Annotated in this window: 26 protein-coding genes and 2 tRNA genes; 19 read left to right on the forward strand and 9 right to left on the reverse strand. The window is 66.0% G+C overall.

Annotation, left to right across the window (positions count from 1 at the left end; translation table 11 throughout):
- Positions 1–2: 2 nt before the first annotated feature.
- The 3 genes from aat to CFB81_RS07590 form a co-directional block, all read right to left on the reverse strand.
- Complete coding sequence (aat, locus tag CFB81_RS07580; RefSeq protein WP_069621414.1) at positions 3–767, reverse strand: leucyl/phenylalanyl-tRNA--protein transferase; 765 nt, start codon at positions 765–767, stop codon at positions 3–5.
- Positions 768–777: 10 nt separating this feature from the next.
- Positions 778–1,323, reverse strand: a complete 546-nt coding sequence (locus tag CFB81_RS07585; protein WP_006476111.1) for an NUDIX hydrolase — start codon at positions 1,321–1,323, stop codon at positions 778–780.
- Positions 1,324–1,506: 183 nt separating this feature from the next.
- Positions 1,507–1,583, reverse strand: a tRNA-Met gene (locus tag CFB81_RS07590).
- Between the two features lie 197 nt (positions 1,584–1,780).
- On the opposite strand from CFB81_RS07590, the gene CFB81_RS07595 reads away from it, so the two are divergent.
- From CFB81_RS07595 to CFB81_RS07605, 3 genes are read left to right on the forward strand one after another with little or no spacing between them, the layout of a single operon-like run.
- Entirely contained in the window at positions 1,781–2,278 is a 498-nt protein-coding gene (locus CFB81_RS07595; protein ID WP_069621415.1) for a heme-degrading domain-containing protein, read from the forward strand.
- Positions 2,279–2,287: 9 nt separating this feature from the next.
- Positions 2,288–2,620 (forward strand): multidrug efflux SMR transporter, encoded by a 333-nt coding sequence (locus CFB81_RS07600; RefSeq protein WP_371090929.1) that lies wholly within the window; start codon positions 2,288–2,290, stop codon positions 2,618–2,620.
- Positions 2,621–2,651: 31 nt separating this feature from the next.
- Positions 2,652–3,806: an enoyl-CoA hydratase/isomerase family protein gene (locus CFB81_RS07605; RefSeq protein WP_069621416.1), complete on the forward strand. Its 1,155-nt coding sequence runs from the start codon at positions 2,652–2,654 to the stop codon at positions 3,804–3,806.
- Between the two features lie 136 nt (positions 3,807–3,942).
- Here the strand turns inward: CFB81_RS07605 and CFB81_RS07610 are convergent, their stop codons facing one another.
- Complete coding sequence (locus CFB81_RS07610) at positions 3,943–4,371, reverse strand: hypothetical protein (RefSeq protein ID WP_006484223.1); 429 nt, start codon at positions 4,369–4,371, stop codon at positions 3,943–3,945.
- A gap of 341 nt (positions 4,372–4,712) precedes the next feature.
- On the opposite strand from CFB81_RS07610, the gene ssuD reads away from it, so the two are divergent.
- The 9 genes from ssuD (at position 4,713) to CFB81_RS07655 (ending at position 11,051) form a co-directional block, all read left to right on the forward strand.
- Positions 4,713–5,870 (forward strand): FMNH2-dependent alkanesulfonate monooxygenase, encoded by a 1,158-nt coding sequence (gene ssuD / locus CFB81_RS07615; RefSeq protein WP_069621417.1) that lies wholly within the window; start codon positions 4,713–4,715, stop codon positions 5,868–5,870.
- 16 nt (positions 5,871–5,886) lie between these two features.
- Positions 5,887–6,699, forward strand: coding sequence for an aliphatic sulfonate ABC transporter permease SsuC (ssuC, locus tag CFB81_RS07620; protein WP_059584307.1), 813 nt, complete (start codon positions 5,887–5,889; stop codon positions 6,697–6,699).
- Positions 6,696–7,655: an ATP-binding cassette domain-containing protein gene (locus CFB81_RS07625; RefSeq protein WP_089434966.1), complete on the forward strand. Its 960-nt coding sequence runs from the start codon at positions 6,696–6,698 to the stop codon at positions 7,653–7,655. Before ssuC ends, CFB81_RS07625 begins: the two co-directional genes overlap by 4 nt.
- Before the next feature lie 57 nt (positions 7,656–7,712).
- On the forward strand, positions 7,713–7,928 hold the full coding sequence (locus tag CFB81_RS07630) for a molybdopterin-binding protein (RefSeq protein ID WP_006476104.1): 216 nt from the start codon (positions 7,713–7,715) through the stop codon (positions 7,926–7,928).
- A 145-nt stretch (positions 7,929–8,073) separates the two neighbouring features.
- Positions 8,074–8,271: a hypothetical protein gene (locus tag CFB81_RS07635; protein ID WP_050012556.1), complete on the forward strand. Its 198-nt coding sequence runs from the start codon at positions 8,074–8,076 to the stop codon at positions 8,269–8,271.
- A 56-nt stretch (positions 8,272–8,327) separates the two neighbouring features.
- Positions 8,328–8,573: a hypothetical protein gene (locus CFB81_RS07640; RefSeq protein ID WP_069621419.1), complete on the forward strand. Its 246-nt coding sequence runs from the start codon at positions 8,328–8,330 to the stop codon at positions 8,571–8,573.
- Positions 8,574–8,702: 129 nt separating this feature from the next.
- Positions 8,703–9,689 (forward strand): tRNA dihydrouridine(20/20a) synthase DusA, encoded by a 987-nt coding sequence (gene dusA / locus CFB81_RS07645; RefSeq protein WP_069621420.1) that lies wholly within the window; start codon positions 8,703–8,705, stop codon positions 9,687–9,689.
- A gap of 54 nt (positions 9,690–9,743) precedes the next feature.
- Positions 9,744–9,819 (forward strand) — tRNA-His (locus CFB81_RS07650).
- Positions 9,820–10,535: 716 nt separating this feature from the next.
- Positions 10,536–11,051 (forward strand): GNAT family N-acetyltransferase, encoded by a 516-nt coding sequence (locus CFB81_RS07655; RefSeq protein ID WP_069621421.1) that lies wholly within the window; start codon positions 10,536–10,538, stop codon positions 11,049–11,051.
- 94 nt (positions 11,052–11,145) lie between these two features.
- Here CFB81_RS07655 and CFB81_RS07660 read toward each other — a convergent pair whose 3' ends face one another.
- The gene (locus CFB81_RS07660; RefSeq protein WP_069621422.1) at positions 11,146–11,610 is read right to left on the reverse strand and encodes a hypothetical protein; all 465 of its coding nucleotides are present in this window, start codon (positions 11,608–11,610) and stop codon (positions 11,146–11,148) included.
- Positions 11,611–11,890: 280 nt separating this feature from the next.
- Here CFB81_RS07660 and CFB81_RS07665 point away from each other — a divergent pair, with 280 nt between their 5' ends.
- On the forward strand, positions 11,891–12,301 hold the full coding sequence (locus CFB81_RS07665) for a hypothetical protein (RefSeq protein WP_089434967.1): 411 nt from the start codon (positions 11,891–11,893) through the stop codon (positions 12,299–12,301).
- A 680-nt stretch (positions 12,302–12,981) separates the two neighbouring features.
- Here the strand turns inward: CFB81_RS07665 and CFB81_RS07670 are convergent.
- Positions 12,982–13,725 carry a DUF695 domain-containing protein gene (locus CFB81_RS07670; RefSeq protein ID WP_089434968.1) on the reverse strand — a complete coding sequence of 248 codons (744 nt, stop codon included), beginning with the start codon at positions 13,723–13,725 and terminating at the stop codon, positions 12,982–12,984.
- A 184-nt stretch (positions 13,726–13,909) separates the two neighbouring features.
- On the opposite strand from CFB81_RS07670, the gene CFB81_RS07675 reads away from it, so the two are divergent.
- The 4 genes from CFB81_RS07675 (at position 13,910) to CFB81_RS07690 (ending at position 15,788) form a co-directional block, all read left to right on the forward strand.
- Positions 13,910–14,218 (forward strand): hypothetical protein, encoded by a 309-nt coding sequence (locus CFB81_RS07675; RefSeq protein WP_011545327.1) that lies wholly within the window; start codon positions 13,910–13,912, stop codon positions 14,216–14,218.
- A 46-nt stretch (positions 14,219–14,264) separates the two neighbouring features.
- The gene (locus CFB81_RS07680) at positions 14,265–14,507 is read left to right on the forward strand and encodes a hypothetical protein (RefSeq protein WP_089434969.1); all 243 of its coding nucleotides are present in this window, start codon (positions 14,265–14,267) and stop codon (positions 14,505–14,507) included.
- Between the two features lie 103 nt (positions 14,508–14,610).
- A complete protein-coding gene (locus CFB81_RS07685) occupies positions 14,611–15,153 on the forward strand; it encodes an aspartyl-tRNA synthetase (protein WP_069621426.1) in 543 nt (180 codons plus the stop codon).
- A gap of 161 nt (positions 15,154–15,314) precedes the next feature.
- On the forward strand, positions 15,315–15,788 hold the full coding sequence (locus CFB81_RS07690; protein ID WP_069621427.1) for a VOC family protein: 474 nt from the start codon (positions 15,315–15,317) through the stop codon (positions 15,786–15,788).
- 72 nt (positions 15,789–15,860) lie between these two features.
- Here the strand turns inward: CFB81_RS07690 and CFB81_RS07695 are convergent, their stop codons facing one another.
- On the reverse strand, positions 15,861–16,832 hold the full coding sequence (locus CFB81_RS07695; protein ID WP_089434970.1) for a diguanylate cyclase: 972 nt from the start codon (positions 16,830–16,832) through the stop codon (positions 15,861–15,863).
- A gap of 268 nt (positions 16,833–17,100) precedes the next feature.
- Here CFB81_RS07695 and CFB81_RS07700 point away from each other — a divergent pair, with 268 nt between their 5' ends.
- Complete coding sequence (locus CFB81_RS07700; protein WP_089434971.1) at positions 17,101–17,328, forward strand: hypothetical protein; 228 nt, start codon at positions 17,101–17,103, stop codon at positions 17,326–17,328.
- 150 nt (positions 17,329–17,478) lie between these two features.
- On the opposite strand, the gene CFB81_RS07705 is transcribed toward CFB81_RS07700, so the two are convergent.
- Both CFB81_RS07705 and CFB81_RS07710 read right to left on the reverse strand, forming a co-directional pair.
- A complete protein-coding gene (locus CFB81_RS07705) occupies positions 17,479–18,102 on the reverse strand; it encodes a phospholipase D family protein (protein ID WP_089434972.1) in 624 nt (207 codons plus the stop codon).
- A 334-nt stretch (positions 18,103–18,436) separates the two neighbouring features.
- Positions 18,437–18,925: a helix-turn-helix domain-containing protein gene (locus tag CFB81_RS07710; RefSeq protein ID WP_089434973.1), complete on the reverse strand. Its 489-nt coding sequence runs from the start codon at positions 18,923–18,925 to the stop codon at positions 18,437–18,439.
- Between the two features lie 187 nt (positions 18,926–19,112).
- Between CFB81_RS07710 and CFB81_RS07715 the strand changes: the two genes are divergently transcribed.
- Positions 19,113–19,550: a PaaI family thioesterase gene (locus CFB81_RS07715; protein WP_050012568.1), complete on the forward strand. Its 438-nt coding sequence runs from the start codon at positions 19,113–19,115 to the stop codon at positions 19,548–19,550.
- Positions 19,551–19,628: the final 78 nt, after the last annotated feature.

Below are 19,628 nucleotides of genomic sequence, written 5' to 3' on the forward strand. Positions count from 1 at the left end.
CGCTAGCGCTCGCTCCCGGTGGGCGCCGCCGTTTCGGCGGGGCTCGTCAGCGCGGCGAGCACGCGCTTGTCGAACTGCCACGGAATCGGCGGTTCGGCTACCGCGCTGCGCACGTGAGCGACAAAGGCCTTGCGTGCGATCTCGCGGCCGCCGAGCGACGCTAGATGCGACGTGTTCTGCTGGCAGTCTATCATTTCCAGCCCCTGGTCGCGAAGGTGCGCGATGAGCGCGGCCAGCGCGATTTTCGACGCATCGGTCACGTCCGCATACATCGACTCGCCGAAAAACATCCGGCCGAACGACACGCCATAGAGGCCGCCGACGCGGCGTCCGTCGCGCCACGTTTCGATGCTGTGCGCGTTGCCGGAGCGGTAGAGCGACGTATAGGCGTCGATGATCTCGGCGGTGATCCAGGTGCCGCGCTGCCCGCGGCGCGGCGCCTGCGCGCACGCGCGCATCACGCCGGGAAAGTCGTGATCGACGCGCACTTCCCATTCCGGCGCGCGCAGCACGCGCTTCAGCGTCTTGCGCAGTGACGGCGATACCTTGAATTCGGCCGGCACCAGAATCATGCGCGGGTCGGGGCTCCACCACAGCACCGGCTGGCCGTCCGAGTACCACGGGAAGATGCCGCGCCGGTAGGCGTCGATGAGGCGCGACGGCAGCAGGTCGGCGCTCGCGGCGAGCAGCCCGGGCGCGCCGGTCGCGGGACCGAGCGCGCGTTCGATGGACGGAAACGGATCGTCCGGGCCGAGCCAGGGAACCATGGGCAGGGGCTCAGCCGTTGCGCAGCGAGCGGAAGATATCGCCGGTGTGCACGCCGTAGTCGCCGGCGGCCCGATCGGCGAAGAAGAAGCGCAGCGTCTGGCTGACGGTCGGAAACGCTATCTCGTCCCACGGGATGTCGGCTTCGTCGAACAGTTTCACTTCGAGGCTTTCCTCGCCGGCTTCGAAACCCGGATCGGTGAGCCGCGCAAGGTAGAACAGGTGGACCTGATGTACGTGCGGCACGTTGAGCAGCGTGAACAGGTTCTGCACCTCGACGCGCGCACCAGCTTCCTCGAGCGTTTCGCGCGCGGCGGCTTCCGCGGTCGTCTCGCCCATTTCCATGAAACCGGCCGGCAGCGTCCAGAATCCGTAGCGCGGTTCGATCGCACGGCGGCACAGCAGGATCTGGTCGCCCCAGACCGGCACCGTGCCGACGACGTTGCGCGGATTCTGATAGTGGATCGTGCCGCAGTGATCGCAGACGAAGCGTTCGCGGTTGTCGCCCGGAGGAATGCGCGCGAGGACTTCGTGGCCGCAGACGGAGCAGAATTTCATGTCGAGTGGAAGGGACGAGGTGATGCGAGTGTATCACCGGGCCGCGGCATTCTTGAACGCCTGCGCATGCGGCGGCGTGTCGGGCGAAACGGCGCGCGCGTGCGCGAAGCGCGCGCGGCGTCCGGACGCGCGAAAACAAAAAGCCCGGCGCGAGGCCGGGCTTTTTGCGACATTCTGGACGGTTGGTTGCGGGGGTAGGATTTGAACCTACGACCTTCGGGTTATGAGCCCGACGAGCTGCCAGACTGCTCCACCCCGCGTCCGTCGAAGAAATGAATTATATGGGCTAACCCGGATGCGCGCAACTGTTTTCTGACGATCGCGTCGCGAGCGTGGGTGGGGCCGGTACGGAGAGGCGCGTGCGCTAGAATCGAGCGGTTTGTGTCGCCATCCCGGCAGCGGCCCTGCGCGATCGCATCGGCGCCGCTGCGATTCTCATTACTGCATCGACGGATTCATGGACATCGCTCACGATCTGCAATCGATCGGCGCGCAGGAACAGGCGCTCGTGTTTCCCCATTTCGACCCGGCCCGCGCGTGGGCGCTCGGCAACCGGATGCATGCGCTCGCGACGTCCCGCGGTCATGCGATCGCGATCGATATCGTCACGTTCGGCCAGCCGCTGTTCTACGCCGCGCTCGCCGGCGCGACGCCGGACAACGCCGACTGGGTGCGCCGCAAGCGCAACGTCGTCGCGCATTTCCGCCGCAGCTCGTACGCGATCGGCCTGCGCATGCAGCAGGCCGGCGCGACGCTCGCGGACAAGCACGGGCTGCCGGCCGCCGACTATGCGTCGCACGGCGGTTCGTTTCCGTTGACCGTCGCCGGCGCCGGCGTGATCGGCTCGATTACCGCGTCCGGGCTGCCGCAGCGCGCGGACCACGAGTTCGTCGTCGAGGCGCTGTGCGCCGAGCTCGGTCACGACTACGCGGTACTGGCCCTCGCACGGAGCTGAGCGATGCAATTGCCCGGTTACGCATGGCTCGCGATCGCGATCGTCGCGGAAGTGATCGGCACGTCGGCGCTGCGCGCGGCGGACGGCTTCACGCGCTTGTGGCCGTCGGTGCTCGTCGTCGCCGGTTACGGCGTCGCGTTCTACTGCCTGTCCCTCACGTTACGCACGATGCCCGTCGGCATCATCTATGCAGTCTGGTCGGGCGCCGGCATCGTGCTGATCACGCTCGTCGCGATGCTGCTCTATCGCCAGGTGCCGGACGTGCCGGCGGTGATCGGCCTCGGGCTGATCATCGCCGGTGTCGTGGTGCTGAACCTGTTCTCGAAAATGCAGGCGCATTGAGCGTGCGACTGCCGTTTGCCGGACGACCTTCATGACCGATTCTTCTTCCGCCGCCGCTTCCGCCGAATCCGCCCAGCCCGATGTGCTCGCGTATGTCGCGAACCGCATCGGCTTTCTCGAACTGAACCGGCCGAAGGCGCTGAATGCGCTGTCGGTCGGCATGATCCGGCTGATGCAGCAGGCGCTCGACGCGTGGCGCGACGACCCCGACGTCATCGCGGTCGTCGTGCACAGCCCGCATCCGCGCGCATTCTGCGCGGGCGGCGACGTACGCTTCTTCCACGATGCGTGGCAGCGCGGCGACCGCGACGCGGTCGACACGTTCTTCATCGACGAATACACGCTGAACCATGCGATCTTCACGTATCCGAAGCCGTACATCGCGCTGATGCACGGCGTCGTGATGGGCGGCGGCATGGGGATTTCGCAGGCGGCGCGGCATACGGGCGGCCTGCGCGTCGTGACCGACTCGACGAAGATGGCGATGCCCGAAACGCGCATCGGCCTGTTCCCGGACGTCGGGATGAGCTGGTTTCTCGCGCGCACGCCCGGCGCGATCGGCCGCTATCTCGCGGTGACCGGCGCGACGCTCGACGCGGCCGGTGCGCTGTACGCGCAACTCGCCGACGTCTATCTGCCCGATGCCGCACTGCCGGCGCTGCTCGACACGCTGCGCACCGCGCGCATCGACAGCGGCGCGCAGGCCGTCGCGTGCGTGACCGACGCGGCTGCCGCACACAAGGTCGTGCCGACGCCCGGCACGTCGGCGCTCGCCGATGCGCGTGCCGGGATCGACCGGCATTTCGCGCAGCCGGACATCAACGCGATCCTCGCGTCGCTCGACGCCGAACAGGATTGCGCGGCGGTCGACGGGTGGGTCGAGAAGGCGACCCACGCGATGCGCGAGCAGTTGTCGCCGCTGTCGATGGCCGTGTCGCTCGAAGTCGTCGAACGCGCGCGCGGCGCGACGATGGCCGATTGCCTGCGGCGCGATCTCGATCTCACGCGCTCGACCTTCGCGCGCGGCGACGTGATCGAAGGCGTGCGCGCGCTGATCGTCGACAAGGATCACCAGCCCGTGTGGCGTTTCAAGTCGGCTGCCGACGTCCGGCGCGCCGACGTGCTCGCGATGTTCGACAGCCCGTGGACGCCCGACGCGCATCCGCTGCGCAAGCTGAAGGACTGACGTCGATCAGGCTGACGCGCGCGAGCCGATCGACGCGCAACATGGAAACGAAAAGGCCGCGTGCATCATGCACGCGGCCTTTTTCATGAACGACGTCGGGCGGGCGCGACCGAAGGGCGCGCAGCCCGCGCCGGCGTTACTCGTCGCCCGCGTCGTCGGACATGAACGCGCGCATGAACACGAGCGCGCCGAAACCCCACACCGCATTCGCCGCGAAGCCGGCCGCGAGCACGGGCATCATGTTGCCCGACGGCCAGATGCCGCGCAGCGGATCGATCGCGAACACGCGGGCGGCCGTCAGCACGATGCCGCCGAACACGAGCGCGCCGATCCACGATGCTTCGCGTTCCGGCGACACGCGCAGCAACCACGCCATCGGAATCGCGCAGCACGCGCTGATCAGCGCATTCGCGACGAATTCAGGAATGCCGAGCGGCGCGAACGGTTGTGTCGAGAAGCCGGTTGCGGCGATCAGGTCGGCCGTGTGAAGGAGGGCGAGCGTGGCCTCGCGGAAGAACAGTGCGGCCAGGAAGCCGGACAGGAAGGGCAGGATGACTTTCTGCATCGATGAGTGCACCGCAGGCGCGCACGGCGGGGGCCGGGCGCGCGGAGTTATTCGGATAGGTGCGCCATTATAGGGCCCGGCCGCGACGATATTCGCTCCAGCGTCGTGCTAATCACGAAAGCGGAAAACCTAAGCTCAAAAAAATCGTTCCAAAGCCCTGTACCGATCCCTAGACTGATTTCCCAGAAACAGCCGTGCAATCGCGTCCTCGTCCGCGGCACGGCCTGACCGGCGAGCCATCCCGATTCGAATGCACACCATGCATGCGTCGCTCATCCGCGACGCGAGCAGGGCGATGTTTTTTTCAAATTTCGGCAGTGACAGTCAAGCAGGAGCAGCAGATGAATGTGTTCTGGTTTATCCCCACGCATGGCGACAGCCGCTATCTCGGCACGGCCGAAGGCGCGCGCGCCGCGGACTACGATTACTTCAAGCAGGTCGCCGTGGCGGCGGACACGCTCGGCTACGACGGCGTGCTGCTGCCGACCGGCCGTTCCTGCGAGGATGCGTGGGTCGTCGCGTCGAGCCTGATTCCGGCGACACAGCGCCTGAAGTTCCTGGTCGCCGTGCGTCCCGGCATCGCTTCGCCGGGGCTGGCCGCGCGGATGGCCGCGACGTTCGACCGTCTGTCGGGCGGCCGCCTGCTGATCAACGTCGTCACGGGCGGCGATGCGGCCGAGCTCGAAGGCGACGGTCTGTTCGCCGATCACGACACGCGCTACGAGATCACCGACGATTTCCTGAACATCTGGCGCGGGCTGCTGACCGCGTCGCATGACAACGGCGGATTCGACTACATCGGCAAGCACCTGCAGTCGAAAGGCGGCAAGGCGCTTTATCCGCCCGTGCAACATCCGCATCCGCCGCTGTGGTTCGGCGGCTCGTCGCCGGCCGCTCACGCGATTGCCGCCGATCACATCGATACCTACCTGACGTGGGGCGAGCCGCCCGAGGCCGTCGCGAAGAAGATCGCCGACATCCGCGCCCGTGCCGACGCGCGCGGCCGCAAGATCAAGTTCGGCATCCGCCTGCACGTGATCGTGCGCGAGACCGAGGACGAGGCATGGCGTGACGCCGAGCGGTTGATCAGCCGGCTCGACGACGACACGATCGCGCGGGCGCAGAAGGCGTTCGCGAACATGGATTCGGAAGGCCAGCGCCGGATGGCCGCGCTGCACGGCGGCAAGCGCGGCGGCCGCGAGGCGCTCGAGGTCTATCCGAACCTGTGGGCCGGCGTGGGGCTCGTGCGCGGCGGCGCCGGCACGGCGCTCGTGGGCAATCCCGAGCAGGTCGCGGAACGCATGCGCGAATACGCGGATCTCGGCATCGAGACGTTCATCCTGTCCGGCTATCCGCACCTCGAGGAGTCGTATCGCTTCGCGGAACTCGTGTTCCCGCTGATCAAGGGCAAGGGTGTCGAGAAGGCGGCTGGTCCGCTGTCGGGGCCGTTCGGCGAGATCGTCGGCAACAACTATCTGCCGAAGACGAGTCAGAGCTGAGCGACGGAGGCTTGCGATGACAACGAAAACGTCGACGACGGGCGTCGCCGTGGCCGCCCGCGCGTGGCGCGGCGTCGCGCCGTGGCTCGTGCCGCTCGCGTTGCTGGTGGTGTGGGAAGTCGGTGCGCGCACCGGCTGGCTGTCGACCCGCGTGCTGCCCGAGCCGGTGGCGGTCGTGCGCGCGGCCTGGTCGCTCGTGACGTCGGGCGAAATGTGGGCGAACGTGAAAGTGAGCACGTGGCGCGCGCTGTTCGGCTTCGCGATCGGCGGCGGCGTCGGTCTCGCGCTGGGGCTCGCGACCGGGCTGTCGAAGGCCGCCGAGGTCGCGCTCGACTCGACGATCCAGATGATCCGCAACATCCCGGCGCTCGCGATGATCCCGCTCGTGATCCTGTGGTTCGGCATCGACGAGAAGGCGAAGCTGTTCCTCGTCGCGCTCGGCGTGTTCTTCCCCGTCTACATCAATACGTATCACGGGATCCGTTCGGTCGACGCGAACCTGATCGAGATGGCGAAGAGCTACGGCGTGCGCGGCTTCGCGCTGTACCGCGACGTGATCCTGCCGGGCGCGTTGCCGTCGATTCTCGTCGGCGTGCGTTTCGCGCTCGGGCTGATGTGGGTGATGCTGATCGTCGCGGAAACGATCTCCGCCCAGTCGGGCATCGGCTACATGACGATGAACGCGCGTGAATTCCTGCAAACCGACGTGGTGGTGGTCGGCATCCTGCTGTACGCGGTGCTCGGCAAGCTGGCCGATGTGCTGGCGAAATCGATCGAGCGCGTGACGCTGCGCTGGCACCCCGCCTATCAATCAGGAGCAAAGGCATGAACGCGACGACTTCAGCGGCCGCCTATGGGCCGCTCGCCGGCGCAGACCTCGAGGCCGAACTGGCGCAGGCCCGCGTCGCGGACGGCGACGCGCGCGATGCGGCGATCCTCGAACGTGACGGCAGCGCATCGGTCGTGCCGCTTGCGCGGCGGCGCGGGGGCGGTCCGGCATCCGACGATGCGGTCACGCTGTCGGGCGTCAGCAAGCGCTTCGGCGCCCGCACGGTGCTCGATAACGTCGAGTTGAACATCGCGCGCGGCAGCTTCGTCGCGATCGTCGGCCGCAGCGGCTGCGGGAAATCGACGCTGCTGCGTCTCGTCGCGGGACTCGAGCAGCCGAGCAGCGGCGCGCTCGTGACGCACGGCGAGGGCGGCGGCGTGCTCGATACGCGGATCATGTACCAGGACGCGCGTCTGCTGCCGTGGAAGACCGTGCTGCAGAACGTGATGCTGGGCCTCGGCCGCGGCGCGCGCGACCAGGCCCGCGCGGTGCTCGACGAAGTCGGGCTGCTGGAACGCGCGAACGACTGGCCCGCGCAACTGTCGGGCGGGCAGCGGCAGCGCGTCGCACTGGCCCGTGCGCTCGTGCACCGGCCGCAACTGCTGCTGCTCGACGAGCCGCTCGGCGCACTCGATGCGCTGACCCGCATCGAAATGCACGCGCTGATCGAGCGCCTGTGGCGCGAGCATCGATTCACCGCGCTGCTCGTCACGCACGACGTACAGGAAGCCGTGGCGCTCGGCGACCGCATCCTGCTGATCGAGCAGGGGCGGGTGGCGCTCGACCAGCCGGTGCCGCTCGACCGGCCGCGTGCCCGCGCGTCGGCGGCCTTCGCGGCGCTCGAGGACCGCGTGCTGAAACGCGTGCTCGCCGGCGGGCCCGGCGCGGTCGATCAAGACACGGAGCATGAAGCAGACAAGGTTCGACCGGTCGGGCAGATCCGCTGGGCCGTTTAATTCCGGGCGGCTTCGGCCGCCCGTTCTGAGACTTTTTTCTTCGGAGCGATCATCCCGATGAGCATCACCGCAATCAACGTACGTAACCAGTTCAAGGGCAAGGTCAAGGAGATCATTCGCGGGTCGGTGGTTTCCGAAGTCGACGTCGAGACGCCGTTCGGCATCGTCACGTCGGTGATCACCACCCGTTCGGTGGATGAACTCGAACTGAAGGTCGGCGCCGAAGTCGTCGCGCTCGTGAAGTCGACGGAAGTCTCGATCGCGCGTCTCTGAGCGCGGGTCGAGCCTCGGTGCGGCGCCGCCGGGCAGGCAACGTGCCCGGCGGCGCCGCATTGCATTCGCGCAGCGCGTTTGCCTCGGTATTCGACTGCCGGACGAAGTGCTAGGATGGAACGACACCGATGCCGGAGGCGAACGCATGACCCCCATCCTTTCCCCCGAAGCCATCGAGGCGCTGAAATGGATCGACCAGTTCGGCGACAGCCGGCCGGTTCCCGCCGCGTTCAATGACGTTATCTACGCGTTGCTGAACGACGGGCTGATCTATCAGGCGACGGCCGACCGGGTCGACCTGACGGCCGATGGCCGGTCCTTTTTGTCAGACGAATACGATTGAGCGCGCGGCGCCGGCCGCGCACGCGGCCCGGCGCGGCGTCGCCACGGAGGCGTGCGATGGAACCGAGAGGCAGCGACCTCGGCGATTTCAGCGAGCCGTACCGCGGCTTCGAGATCGAGGTGAAGACCGAGCAGGTCTGGGACGGCGAGCACGCGCACTACCGCGTGCTGCGGGGCGATGCCGTGCGGATCGACTGGCGGCTGGTCAAGATCGACGGGGTGCTGCTGACCGAGCGGCGCGTGATCGAGCGCGTGTTCGACGAGGCACGCCGGGCGGTCGATGCGGAGCTGGACGACCGGTAGCGCACGTGTCGGGTGGGTATGGCCGGTATTGCGGTAAAATATCGGGTTGTTTCCGTGCCGCCTGGCCTGTACCCGAATTCCATGTCCGTTTCGCCTTCGCTTCCTCCCCGCCGCGTATCCGTCGCGCCGATGCTCGACTGGACCGACCGTCATTGCCGGTCGTTCCACCGCACGCTGACGCGCAATACATGGCTGTATACGGAGATGATCACGACGGGCGCGCTGTTGTTCGGCGATGCCCAGCGGCATCTTGCGTTCACGCCGAGCGAATCGCCGGTTGCGCTGCAATTGGGCGGCAGCGAGCGGGGCGACCTCGCGCGCGCGGCGAAGCTCGGCGAGCAGTGGGGCTACGACGAAATCAACCTGAATTGCGGGTGCCCGTCCGAGCGCGTGCAACGCGGCGCGTTCGGCGCATGCCTGATGAACGAGCCGCAACTCGTCGCCGACTGCGTGAAGGCGATGTGCGATGCGGTGTCGGTGCCGGTGACGGTCAAGCACCGGATCGGCGTCGATGCGGTCGAGGACTACGCGTTCGTGCGCGATTTCGTCGGCACGGTGGCCGAGGCCGGTTGCGAAACGTTCGTCGTGCATGCCCGCAACGCGATCCTGAAGGGGCTGTCGCCGAAGGAGAATCGCGAGATCCCGCCGCTCAAGTACGACTATGCGTATCGGCTGAAGCGCGATTTTCCGTCGCTGGAGATCGTGATCAACGGCGGCATCACGACGCTCGATGAAGTCGCGCGGCATCTGGAGCACGTCGACGGCGTAATGCTCGGCCGCGAGGCGTATCACAACCCGTACGTGCTGGCGGAGGTCGATGCGCGCTTCTACGGATCGAGCGCAGCGGTGCCGACGCGCGAAGCGGCCGAAGCGCAACTGATCGCGTATTGCGCGGCCGAGCTGAAGCGCGGCACCTACCTCGGCGCGATCGTGCGGCACGCACTCGGGCTGTATCGCGGCATGCCGGGTGCGCGTGGCTGGCGTCGCGTGCTGTCCGACAACAAGAAGCTCGCACGCGGCGATCTGGCCGTGTTCGACGAGGCACGCGCGCATCTGAACGCAGCCGAAGAAATTTTTGAAAAAAATGCTTTGCAAGATTCAAAAGTGTTCGTATAATCTTGTTCTTCGCTGCTGAAACACAACAGCGAAACAAAGCAAGCAGTATCAGTGGTGGCTGTAGCTCAGTTGGTAGAGTCCAGGATTGTGATTCCTGTCGTCGTGGGTTCGAGTCCCATCAGCCACCCCAACAAATTCAAGCAAAAAGCCCGGCTCAATGAGCCGGGCTTTTTGCTTTCTGGCGTTCTGACACAGCCAACGTGTGTCTTAGTCATGACGTCTTTAACGAAGCGAAGTAGCATCCTCGTATTCAACGAATCAACCACGATGCCATTTCGGCCTCGTGCGCGTCAAAAGAGCTCTCGCATAAATCGAGTCGCTCGGGCGATATGACTTCGATACCGAATATGAGACCTCGGACGATGCGACGAGGCCCCCGGGCCTGCTTCGTATCGCGTTTCCTTGTCGTTGTGCTGACAACGTTCGCACCTGTTCCCGCGACGTTTCTCTTCCCGCCTAAGGTTCCCGCTCGCCGTGCCGTTATCTTCTCTGGACAGCCCTCGTGCCTCGAATGCTGATCCGTTTTCTTGCCTGCTCGCGCCAAACGCGAGCAGGCTTTTTTCGTTTACGGCCGCTCGTAACCGGCTGATTGGCGGAATCGAACAGGGGCTTGGCGCAAACCGACAAAGCGCAACAGTCTTACATGCGTGTAATGTAGGACCTTCCTCGTGCCCTCATGCTTTGCAGGGCCGTTCGATCCCGACGACCGGAGAAGGTGTCGGGATTTTTTTTGCCCGCTCGCCGACGACCCGCCGACAAGCCCTGCGAAATATCATCCCGCAAAGCACGGTATATTTTGCGACGACACAGGCCGATCAAGAGAACCTACACAAGGAGTGGCTACCGATGCCGGACACCCGGGTCACACTGCGCGCCGCGACGCCCCACGACGCGAACCACATCGCTCGCCTGCACACGCTGAGCTGGCAAACCGCCTATAGCCACATCCTTCCGGCCGCCTATCTGTCCGACGAGGTGCCGACTGAGCACGCGGTCCGGTGGCGCAACTATTTCGATCGCAACGAGAGTGAATGGGGCCTCGTACTGATCGCCGAGTCGAACGGCGAACCCGTCGGCTTCGTCAGCGCAGAGCGCCCCGTCGATCCGGCGCTGGGTGTGCTGCTCGACTGCCTGCACGTTCATCCTTCGCATCACGGCGGCGGCACGGGCAAGCGCATGATCGAAGCCGTTCGCGCATGGGCTCGCTCGATCGGCGTGGCCAAGGTCCATCTGCAGGTGCTGGAGGACAACGTGCGTGCGATCGGGTTCTACGAACACAACGGCTGGCAATTGGCCGGTGTCGAAACGTGTCGCATCGGCCAGACGGAAGTCACGGACCGGATTTACGCGATCCACGCTTGAATGCTTGTCGGCATCGGCGCTCGGCCGCACGCGAGTGCAGCCGCAGCCGGCCGCTATGGCATCGCGTCAGGGGAAAGCCGAACGGATTTTGCGATCACTCGCCGCAATACCGCACAAGCAAATCGGCTTCGGTCTCGTGAATTTCGACGGGCAAGATCGTCGCGCCAGCATAGGCGAGATAGCGCGCGCGATGCTGGCCGTTGCGGAACGATGCGACGCCGATTTTCGACAGGCCGGGAATGCCGAGCAACGTTCGCGTTCTCGTCTCGCGAAACGTGATGAACGGCATGTCCGGAATCCGGTCCCGGCTCGGATCGAGGAATTCGCGAATGCCCGCGGCTTTTCCAGGCGCCCAGTACTGGACGGACGGCAGCACATAGTCGGTGGTGTCGCGGTCCGCGCAGGCAAGCAGTTTCCTCAGGTCGATCGTCACGACCCGATGGCGAGAGTCGTCGGACGAGAATACCCGCTTGAGGTGTGTGTAGGCATAGGGAACGTGCCCCGGAAGCTGGACGATCCAGACATCTACGCCGCTTTGTCGTGCGTGAGCAAGCGTCATTATTTCCTCTGGTGGCGCAAGCGGTCTTCGTGATTCGAGTTTAGCAGCGCGGACGACTGCGCAGCAGGTCGAGACCAAAAATACGAAAACGGAGCGCCTTGCGGCTCGATCTGCAAAAAGGAATGGGGCGGTCATCCGTTGACGGTCCGCGTCGACAGGCCGCGACAATATCGCGATACGGCCAGCGAGAATGAAGCCCTGCGCGAAATTCACGCAAGATTCATACAGGGTGGCGAAGCACGCGTCAGGCAACGGGCATCATGAAAATTGAGAGGGCACATTGAACGGAGAGGCCAGGTCGTCGAAACTCGAGATCGACTATCTCGATTACTGCTTCACGGCAACGCTCGAAATCACGGAGTCCGGCCGTACCGCCGTTGTCGACAGGCAGCTCGAATCCGAAGTGCGCGGCAAGACGCTCGGATGGATCGTGTTCGATCGTTTTCTCGAGCGAAACGACTTCGCCGATGAGGAGGACGCGCGTGCCAATATCATCGACTGGCTGGCGCGGCTTGCCGATCCGAGGCCCGTCCCTTCGACCGAGATTGCGAAGGCGCGCGCGGTGGCAACCGGCGTGGCGGCGGCAGATCTGTCGACCGCCGAAATCGTCGGCGACGCCGCTATTGAAATCGTCGGCAATCTGGACTGGATCGATATGGTTGCCGACTGGCTTTCCAGTGGCGCGTTGTAGCGACGAACTCGTGGTTTCGTGACGCAGATCATTGCGCGCGAGAAATTCCGTTCGAAAAACGAGGCGAGAATTGCATTGCGCAAAAAATAGAATAATCCTGCTTTGACAATATCCGTGGCTTACCGGAAACTGCGCCCGGGTCTGAAAGATCGACTTGAATTAAAACAAGATAAAACGCTGAAATGAAAAGGCGACGCTGTCGCCGGCTCCTCGTCAAAGCGGCCGGCAAACAAGGCGTCGCGCTTGAATCATGACGGTATTCGCCGGCACGCGAGCATGCCGGTTGCCGCCACATTGTCACTAAAGGGTGAGTTGCCGCACAGACCGTCGCGCGACCCGCGATCACAATTTGACCGGTTGGCCGTTCTTCCCCGGCCCGGTCAACCATTTCCCCGCTCGCTCGTGCAGGAGCGGGGGCTTTTTGCCCCCCGACGCCGGAAGGTTGCGTCGGCGGAACCGGACAGGCGTTCGGCGGGCTGCGCGACGGCACACGTTCGCACCCCGACATCCGTTCGCCCGATCCGTACGAATTGCTTTCCTCGTGCCTGAGCGAACCCTCAGGCCCATCGCCGGTCTTTGCCGGCGATGCCTTGTCCCGGCGGCGCGTCACCGCGCTGCCGGGATGTTTTTTGCGTCGCCTGCATGACGTCACATCGCGCGTCATGGGCATGGCGCTCCGCTCAGCCCGCCTGTTCGACGCTGGTTTCCCATCCGTCGTAGTCCCCGCCGAGCGCGCGCACCTCGCGATTGAGCGCGATCGTGTGGCGCGTGATGTCGGCGAGCGCCATCGTGCCCTCGTGCGAAAACCGTACCGCCGACTTGCCGTCCTCGGTCGGCGCCACCGACTCCACCGGATAGCCTTTTGCTTCGGCCCAGTCCGCGAACTGGTGCGCGTCGCTCGGGTCGGGAAAGTACGCCCAGTGCATCACGCGCCGGCTCACGTCGGGCGCGTCGCCTTGCTGCCGCAGCGCATCCAGCGTGCGCATGTCGCGCATGATCTGCCAGTCGTCGTCGGTCGGGTAGAGCGTCTGCCAGTATGTCGTCTTGTCCGGGTCGTCCTGATGGGCGTACTGAAGCGCATAGGTCGTCTGGTCGGCCAGCGAGTCGACGATCTCCGCGGCCGCCTCTTCGTCGAACGGTACGTAGAAGAGAAAATCCCGGTTGCCGTCGACGGTGATACGGCCGACCTGCACGCCGCCTTTCGCGACGATCGCGGCGTCGAGCAGATCCTCGATCTTCGCGAGATCGGCGAATTCGTCGCCGGCCGGCAGACCTTCGGGCGACGGACGCGCAAAGGGGACGCGCACGCTGAGCAGCGACGTGCGCGGATCGCCTTCGGCGATTTCCGCAAAGCCGTGGTTGAAGCTGATGAAAGCCTGATGGTCGCCCATTCTGGCAGGGAAGGTTCCCCAGGCGTCGCTCATGTGTTTCTCCCGTACACGATTGTCTGTTGACGGTTGCAAAGCGTCCCAATGTATCATCGAAAATCCCGTTGGCCGGACCCGCGCCCCTGATCGCGGGCCGTGCGCGCCGCGCACGCTGGATCCGGGCTGTTCGCAGCGCGCCGCATGCATGCGGCCGGCCGTAAAAAATTCAAAGGAGATGCCGATGTCGACGTTCGCGGTGAATGGTGTCCGAATCGATCCGCTCAGCGCGCGCGTGACGCACGTGCGCTGGGCGGCCGTGAACCCGGCCGATCGCTCGTGGGCGGCGACGCCCCGCGAGGCCCCGGTGGCGGACGTGGCGCGCGCGCTCGCATCCGGTAACGATGTCCGCGCGATCTTCTCGGCATCGGACACCACGGCGATCGGGCCCAGGCTGAAACGCGTGCTGTATCGCGATGCATCGGAAGGCATCGAGCTCGACATCGACGCAACGAGCGAGTCGCGCACGTTGCGCGATCTGCCGCAGATCTGACCGCAAGCCGTTACCCAAACCGAATCGCGCGAACGCGCCCACGACCATGTCCAGATTCGCCATCTTCCCGCCGGCATTCGCGCTTTGTCTGGCGCTTGCCGCCTGCCAGACCGCGTCCGGGCCGACGCCCGTGCAACCGTCGCCCGAGACTGCGTCGACGACCGTTCCCGCATCGTCGCCGCCGGCCGCGCCGATTCGCGGCATGGGCGTCGCGCCCCGTCTGGCCGGGCAGAGCCACTGGGCCGTCGGTCAATGCACGACCAACGGTACCGTCAACGTATGCCATTGACCGACGTCGGCGCAATGACGCCTGATGCGTGCAAACGGAATCGAAGTCCCGACATGCCGCCCGCGTCGATGGACCGGCGGCCGTCGACACGAGCCGGCGTGCAATGAACGACGAACGCGAAACGACGGATTCCGGCTGGCACGTCGATCCCGTTGCGGGAACGGTCATCGGCGCGTTGCCGGTGACGCTTGCGGTCGACAGCCGAAGCCTGAAAAGCAGGGCGGCAGGATGTGCGGGGCTGGCCGCGGCGAGCCTGTGCGGTTACGTGGCCGCCCCGACGCTCTGGCCGGTAGCGGCGATGGCCGCGTTGCTGGGGCTTGCCAGTGCCGCGTTGTTCGTCTCGTCGCGGCGCAAGCTGGCGCTGCAGGTCGACGAGACGGGCTTCCGGCTGATCGGTTCCGCCCGCGAAAAAACCGTCACGCCGTGGCGCGACGTCGCTGAATTCCGGATCGTCAGCGTCGCCGGTAATCGTTACATCGGCTACCAGTTCTCCGTACATTCTTCCCGTACGAAGGTGCCGGGCGGCGTGATGCTGCCGATCGCCCGGTTTGCCGATCTTCCGCTCGACGCGGTCGCCGCGTTGCTGGAGACTTGCCGTCGGCAGTTCGGCCCGCCGGACGAACCGGCCGACCGAACGGGCCGATGATGCCCGACGCGGCGTCCGGCGCGCCGCGTCACTTGAGCAAACAAAAAAATCCCGGGCACCGTGTCGATTTCCGCGGGAGTCGTCCGTCGTAGCATCGGAGGCGTGCGCATCGCGCGTCCGTCCCGATTTTCGATACGACAACCGACTCAAGGAGCGACACCATGCCCACGTCCGTCAAGCCGATCCCGGAAGGGATGCGTACGCTGACCCCGCATCTGATCTGTGCGGGCGCAACCGCAGCCATCGACTTCTACAAGCGTGCATTCAATGCGACTGAACAATTTCGCCTCGCGATGCCCGATGGCCGGCTCGCGCATGCGTGCCTCGCGATTGGCGATTCGACGCTGATGCTGGTCGATGAAATGCCCGAGCACGGTGCGCTGGGGCCGAAGGCGCTGAAAGGCACGCCCGTCTGCCTGCATCTGTACGTGCCCGACACCGATGCGGCGATCGAGAAGGCGGTCGCGGCCGGCGCGACGGTCACGATTCCGGCCGCCGACATGTTCTGGGGCGATCGTTACGGGCAGGTCGAGGATCCGTTCGGGCATCGCTGGTCGCTGGCGACGCATCAGCGCGATCTGACACCCGAGCAGATCGCGGACGCAATGGCCAGCGCGCCGCCCTGCGGCAGTTGAACCGACACACGAGCGCGGCCGGGCGGCGGCGCGGCGGCTTGATTGCGCCGCGTCGGCCTGGCTCGTCGACGGTCATGCGCCGGCCGTCCTGCCGCGCTGCTTGTGTTCGTACATCCTCCGATCGGCCGAGGCAAGCAGGTCCGCGACGGTGCGATGGCAGGCGGGATCATAGGCAACGTGCCCGACGCTGAAGCGGATCGCGTAGCCGCGTGCGTCGGCTGCGTTGCGCTGCGCGAGCGCCTGCGTCACGCGTTCGACGGGCTCGGCGACATCGGCCGCATCGGTGGCGCTCAACAGCACGACGAACTCGTCGCCGCCGAGTCGTGCGATGACGTCGCTGTCGCGCAGCGCGCTCGTCAACGTTTCGGCGAACGCCTTGAGCGCGCGATCGCCCTCGGCATGGCCGAAGCGGTCGTTGATCGTCTTGAAATCGTTCAGGTCGAAGAACAGCAGCACGGCGTGACGGCCGACGCGATCGCACAGGCTCAGCACATGCCGGGCCAGAATCTCGAAGCCGCGCCGGTTCGTCAGCTGCGTGAGTTCGTCGGTGGTCGCGAAATGCAGCGCGGCGATCTCGCGCTCGGTCATGTGGGCCAGATCGCCGAGCAGCGCGAGTTCGTCGGCGTCGAGCGAGCGGGGCCGCGTGTCGATCAGGCACAGCGTGCCGATGGGCGCGCCGTTCGGTGCGGCGAGCGGCCGGCCGGCATAGAAGCGGATGCCCGGCGTGCCGGTGACGAGCGGGTTATCGTGGAAGCGATCGTCGTTCCGCGCATCCTGAATCACCATCGTATCGCCCGCGAGCAGCGCGTGCGCGCAGAACGACACGTCGCGCGGCGTCTGCGTGGCGTCGAGTCCCGCATGACTCTTGAACCACTGGCGATTCTCGTCAACGAGGCTGACGACGGCGATCGGTACGTCGAACAGCCGTCGCGCGAGACGTGTCAGGCGATCGAAGCGCTCTTCGGGCGGCGTATCGAGGATCGAGAGCGAATGAAGCGTATCGAGCCGAGCCGCCTCGTCGGCCGGTTTCGGTGCGATTTGCATAGGCCTGGTCTCTTGTCCCGGCCATCGGGCCGGTCATCGGGCATATGTCTGACAGTATCGCGCATTCCCGGATGCATCGCCACGCTGCAAGTCCCGCCGTGGCGCTGATCGGGTTCGCGGGTGTCGGTGAAGTGCGGCAAGAAGCGGGAGGCCTCGGCGCGCGTTTCGTCCCGATGCGGAATCGGACACGCGATGCCTCAAGGGGGCGCGTCGGCCTGCCGTAAACACGACGAGTCCAGTCGTTCATCCCATCTCATCCGATCGCACCATGGTTCGAATTCTGTACGCGGGCTATCTCGCGTTCGCGCTGTATCTCCTTTACCCGCTGGTTCAGAACACGCTGACGTTCAGCACCGATTGCGTGCGCACCGTGCTGACGATGGGCGACCGCGGGCGCTCGGCGAATGCGGTCAGCGGCGCGGACGGGCACGCGAGCCGTTGCGTGGCGAGCGCGCATGCGGGCGTCGCGACCGGGCGGGGGTCCGAAATCCATTGAACGCGGTGCGTCGTGCGCGAAGGGCGCTTCGCGACGCGGTGCGCTGGCCATTCGGCCGAATTGAACATCGCGCCATGCTCGCCGATCATCTGCAACGCGGCGGCAAAAATGCGGAGGGGGCGAGCGCCAGGAGAAAGCGCGTGTCGCGCGTCAATAGCTGGAGCGGTACGGCGTGCCCTGGTCGAAGCGGCTTTGCCAGTGCGTGAGGTAGCGTGACGCGAGTTGCGGATTGTTCCAGACCACGACGACGTTCTCGGAATTGCGGCTGGCCGCCGACGCACTGTAGTTGAACGAACCCGTTTCGACGTGCTCGGCGTCGATCACGAGGTACTTGTCGTGATGGATCGCATAGGCGTCGATCGTGCGCGTCGGGATGCCCGCGTTGACGAGCAGGTTCAATGCCTGCTTGCTGCTCTTCGCGCGGTTGCCCTTGTCGTCGACGACCACCGCGACGTTGACGCCGCGGCGCTTGGCGGCAAGCAGCGCGCGCGCGACGGGCGGCGACGTGAACGAGTACGCGGCGACCCGGATCGAGCTGCGCGCCGCCCCGATCGCTTTCAGCACGAGCGCCTCGGCGCCGCCGTCGGGCGAGAATGCCGATTCGACGACCTGGGTCGTGGGGGCTTCGTGAGTGGGGGCCGGCAGCCATCGCGACACAAGATCGATCGCTTGCTGGAGCAGCGATTCGCTTTGCGTCTTGCCGAACGCGGCGAAGGGTGTGGCGAGCAGGGAAGCGGCGAGACAGGCGGCGGCGAGGCGATTGCGCGACAACATCTTGGACAGCGAATAATTTCGAGACAGCGGGCCGTGAGTGTAACGCACGCGTGGCGGCCCGGTCACGCGCGGATGCGAAGCAAGGGCGCGCGCAGTGATCGGCAGGCGTCGAGAGCGTGACGCAAAGTTGCGTTGTGCAGCCTGTGCGGGCGAGCGGGGCGATCAACGCATAGCGACAGCGCCGGCGATGGCATGCGATTGCGATTGCCGTTGCAGCGCACCCGCGTGCGAGCAATGCGTGCGCCCGGGCGGGCTGGCTGCGACTCGATGCATCCTGTCGCCCACGCGTATGTCCAGCGGGCGCATCGGAACGACATCCGCGCGCAACGCATCGTCAATCCGTGGATGCGGACGCCTCGGCCCCGTCGGACGCGATCCATCCGGGCCCCGGCTCGGGCTGCACGTCGCGCGCGTCGAGCGGTTCGCCACAGGCCGAGCATACGGTCACCGCGTGCATCAGCTGGCCGCAGGCCCGGTGGCGTAATTGCACCGGCGGCCCCTGGCCGTCGTCCTTCCAGCGATCGCCCCACGCCATCAGCGCGAGCAGGGCCGGATAGAGATCGATGCCCTTTTCCGTCAGCCGGTATTCGAAGCGCGGCGGGCGCTCCTGATACGCGCGCTTGACGAGCACGCCTTCGTCGACGAGCCGCGCGAGCCGTTCGGCCAGCACGTGGCGAGTCAGGCCAAGCTGGGCCTGGAACGCGTCGAAGCGGCGGCAGCCGAGGAACGCGTTGCGCAGGATCAGCATGGTCCAGCGGTCGCCGAGCACGGCGAGCGTGCGCGCGACCGAACAGTTCAGCGTGCCGATGTCATCCCATTTCATCGTCGAGTCTCTTGCCTGTTGCGGCGGTCTTGCGGCGGTTCAGCGAAATAGCGGGTTCGATTATAGAACCCGCCTTCGGTCGCAACGGGCGCAGCCGCGTTGACAACGGCCGGCCTCGTTGACAATAATGAGTTCCAATTTAGAACTTACTCGCGCGGCGACGCGCTTTCAACCCGGAGACAACCCGATGAATCCGCTTTCCCTGTCTGGCCTCGATCTGCTGCGTGCCGCCGCGTCGGGAGACGCGCCCCTTGCGTCGATTTCCGAGACGATCCCGATGCGCCCGCTCGACGTCGAGCTCGGTTACGTGAAGTTTTCGGCGCGGGCGGACGGCCGGCACCTGAACCCGTTGGGCGGCGTGCACGGCGGGTTCGCCGCGACGGTGCTCGATTCGGTCACCGGATGCGCGGTGCATTCGATGCTCGACGCGGGCGTCGGTTACGGCACCGTCGATCTGCACGTGAAGATGCTGCGGCCGGTGCCGCGCGACGTCGATCTCATCGCGGAAGGGCGCGTGATTCACCTGTCGCGTTCGCTGGGCGTGGCGGAGGGCACGCTGAAGACACCGGATGACAAGATCGTCGCGCATGCGTCGGCAACCTGCTTCATCCAGCGACCGCAGTGACGGAGCGCGGCCGCATCCGGGCGGGCGCGCGAACGCTCGGGGCAGCGCTGGAGGCCGCCTGTAAGCGTGCGCCGCGCC

Origin of the sequence: Burkholderia sp. AU28863 (assembly GCF_002223195.1) — a bacterium.
GTDB lineage: Bacteria > Pseudomonadota > Gammaproteobacteria > Burkholderiales > Burkholderiaceae > Burkholderia > Burkholderia sola.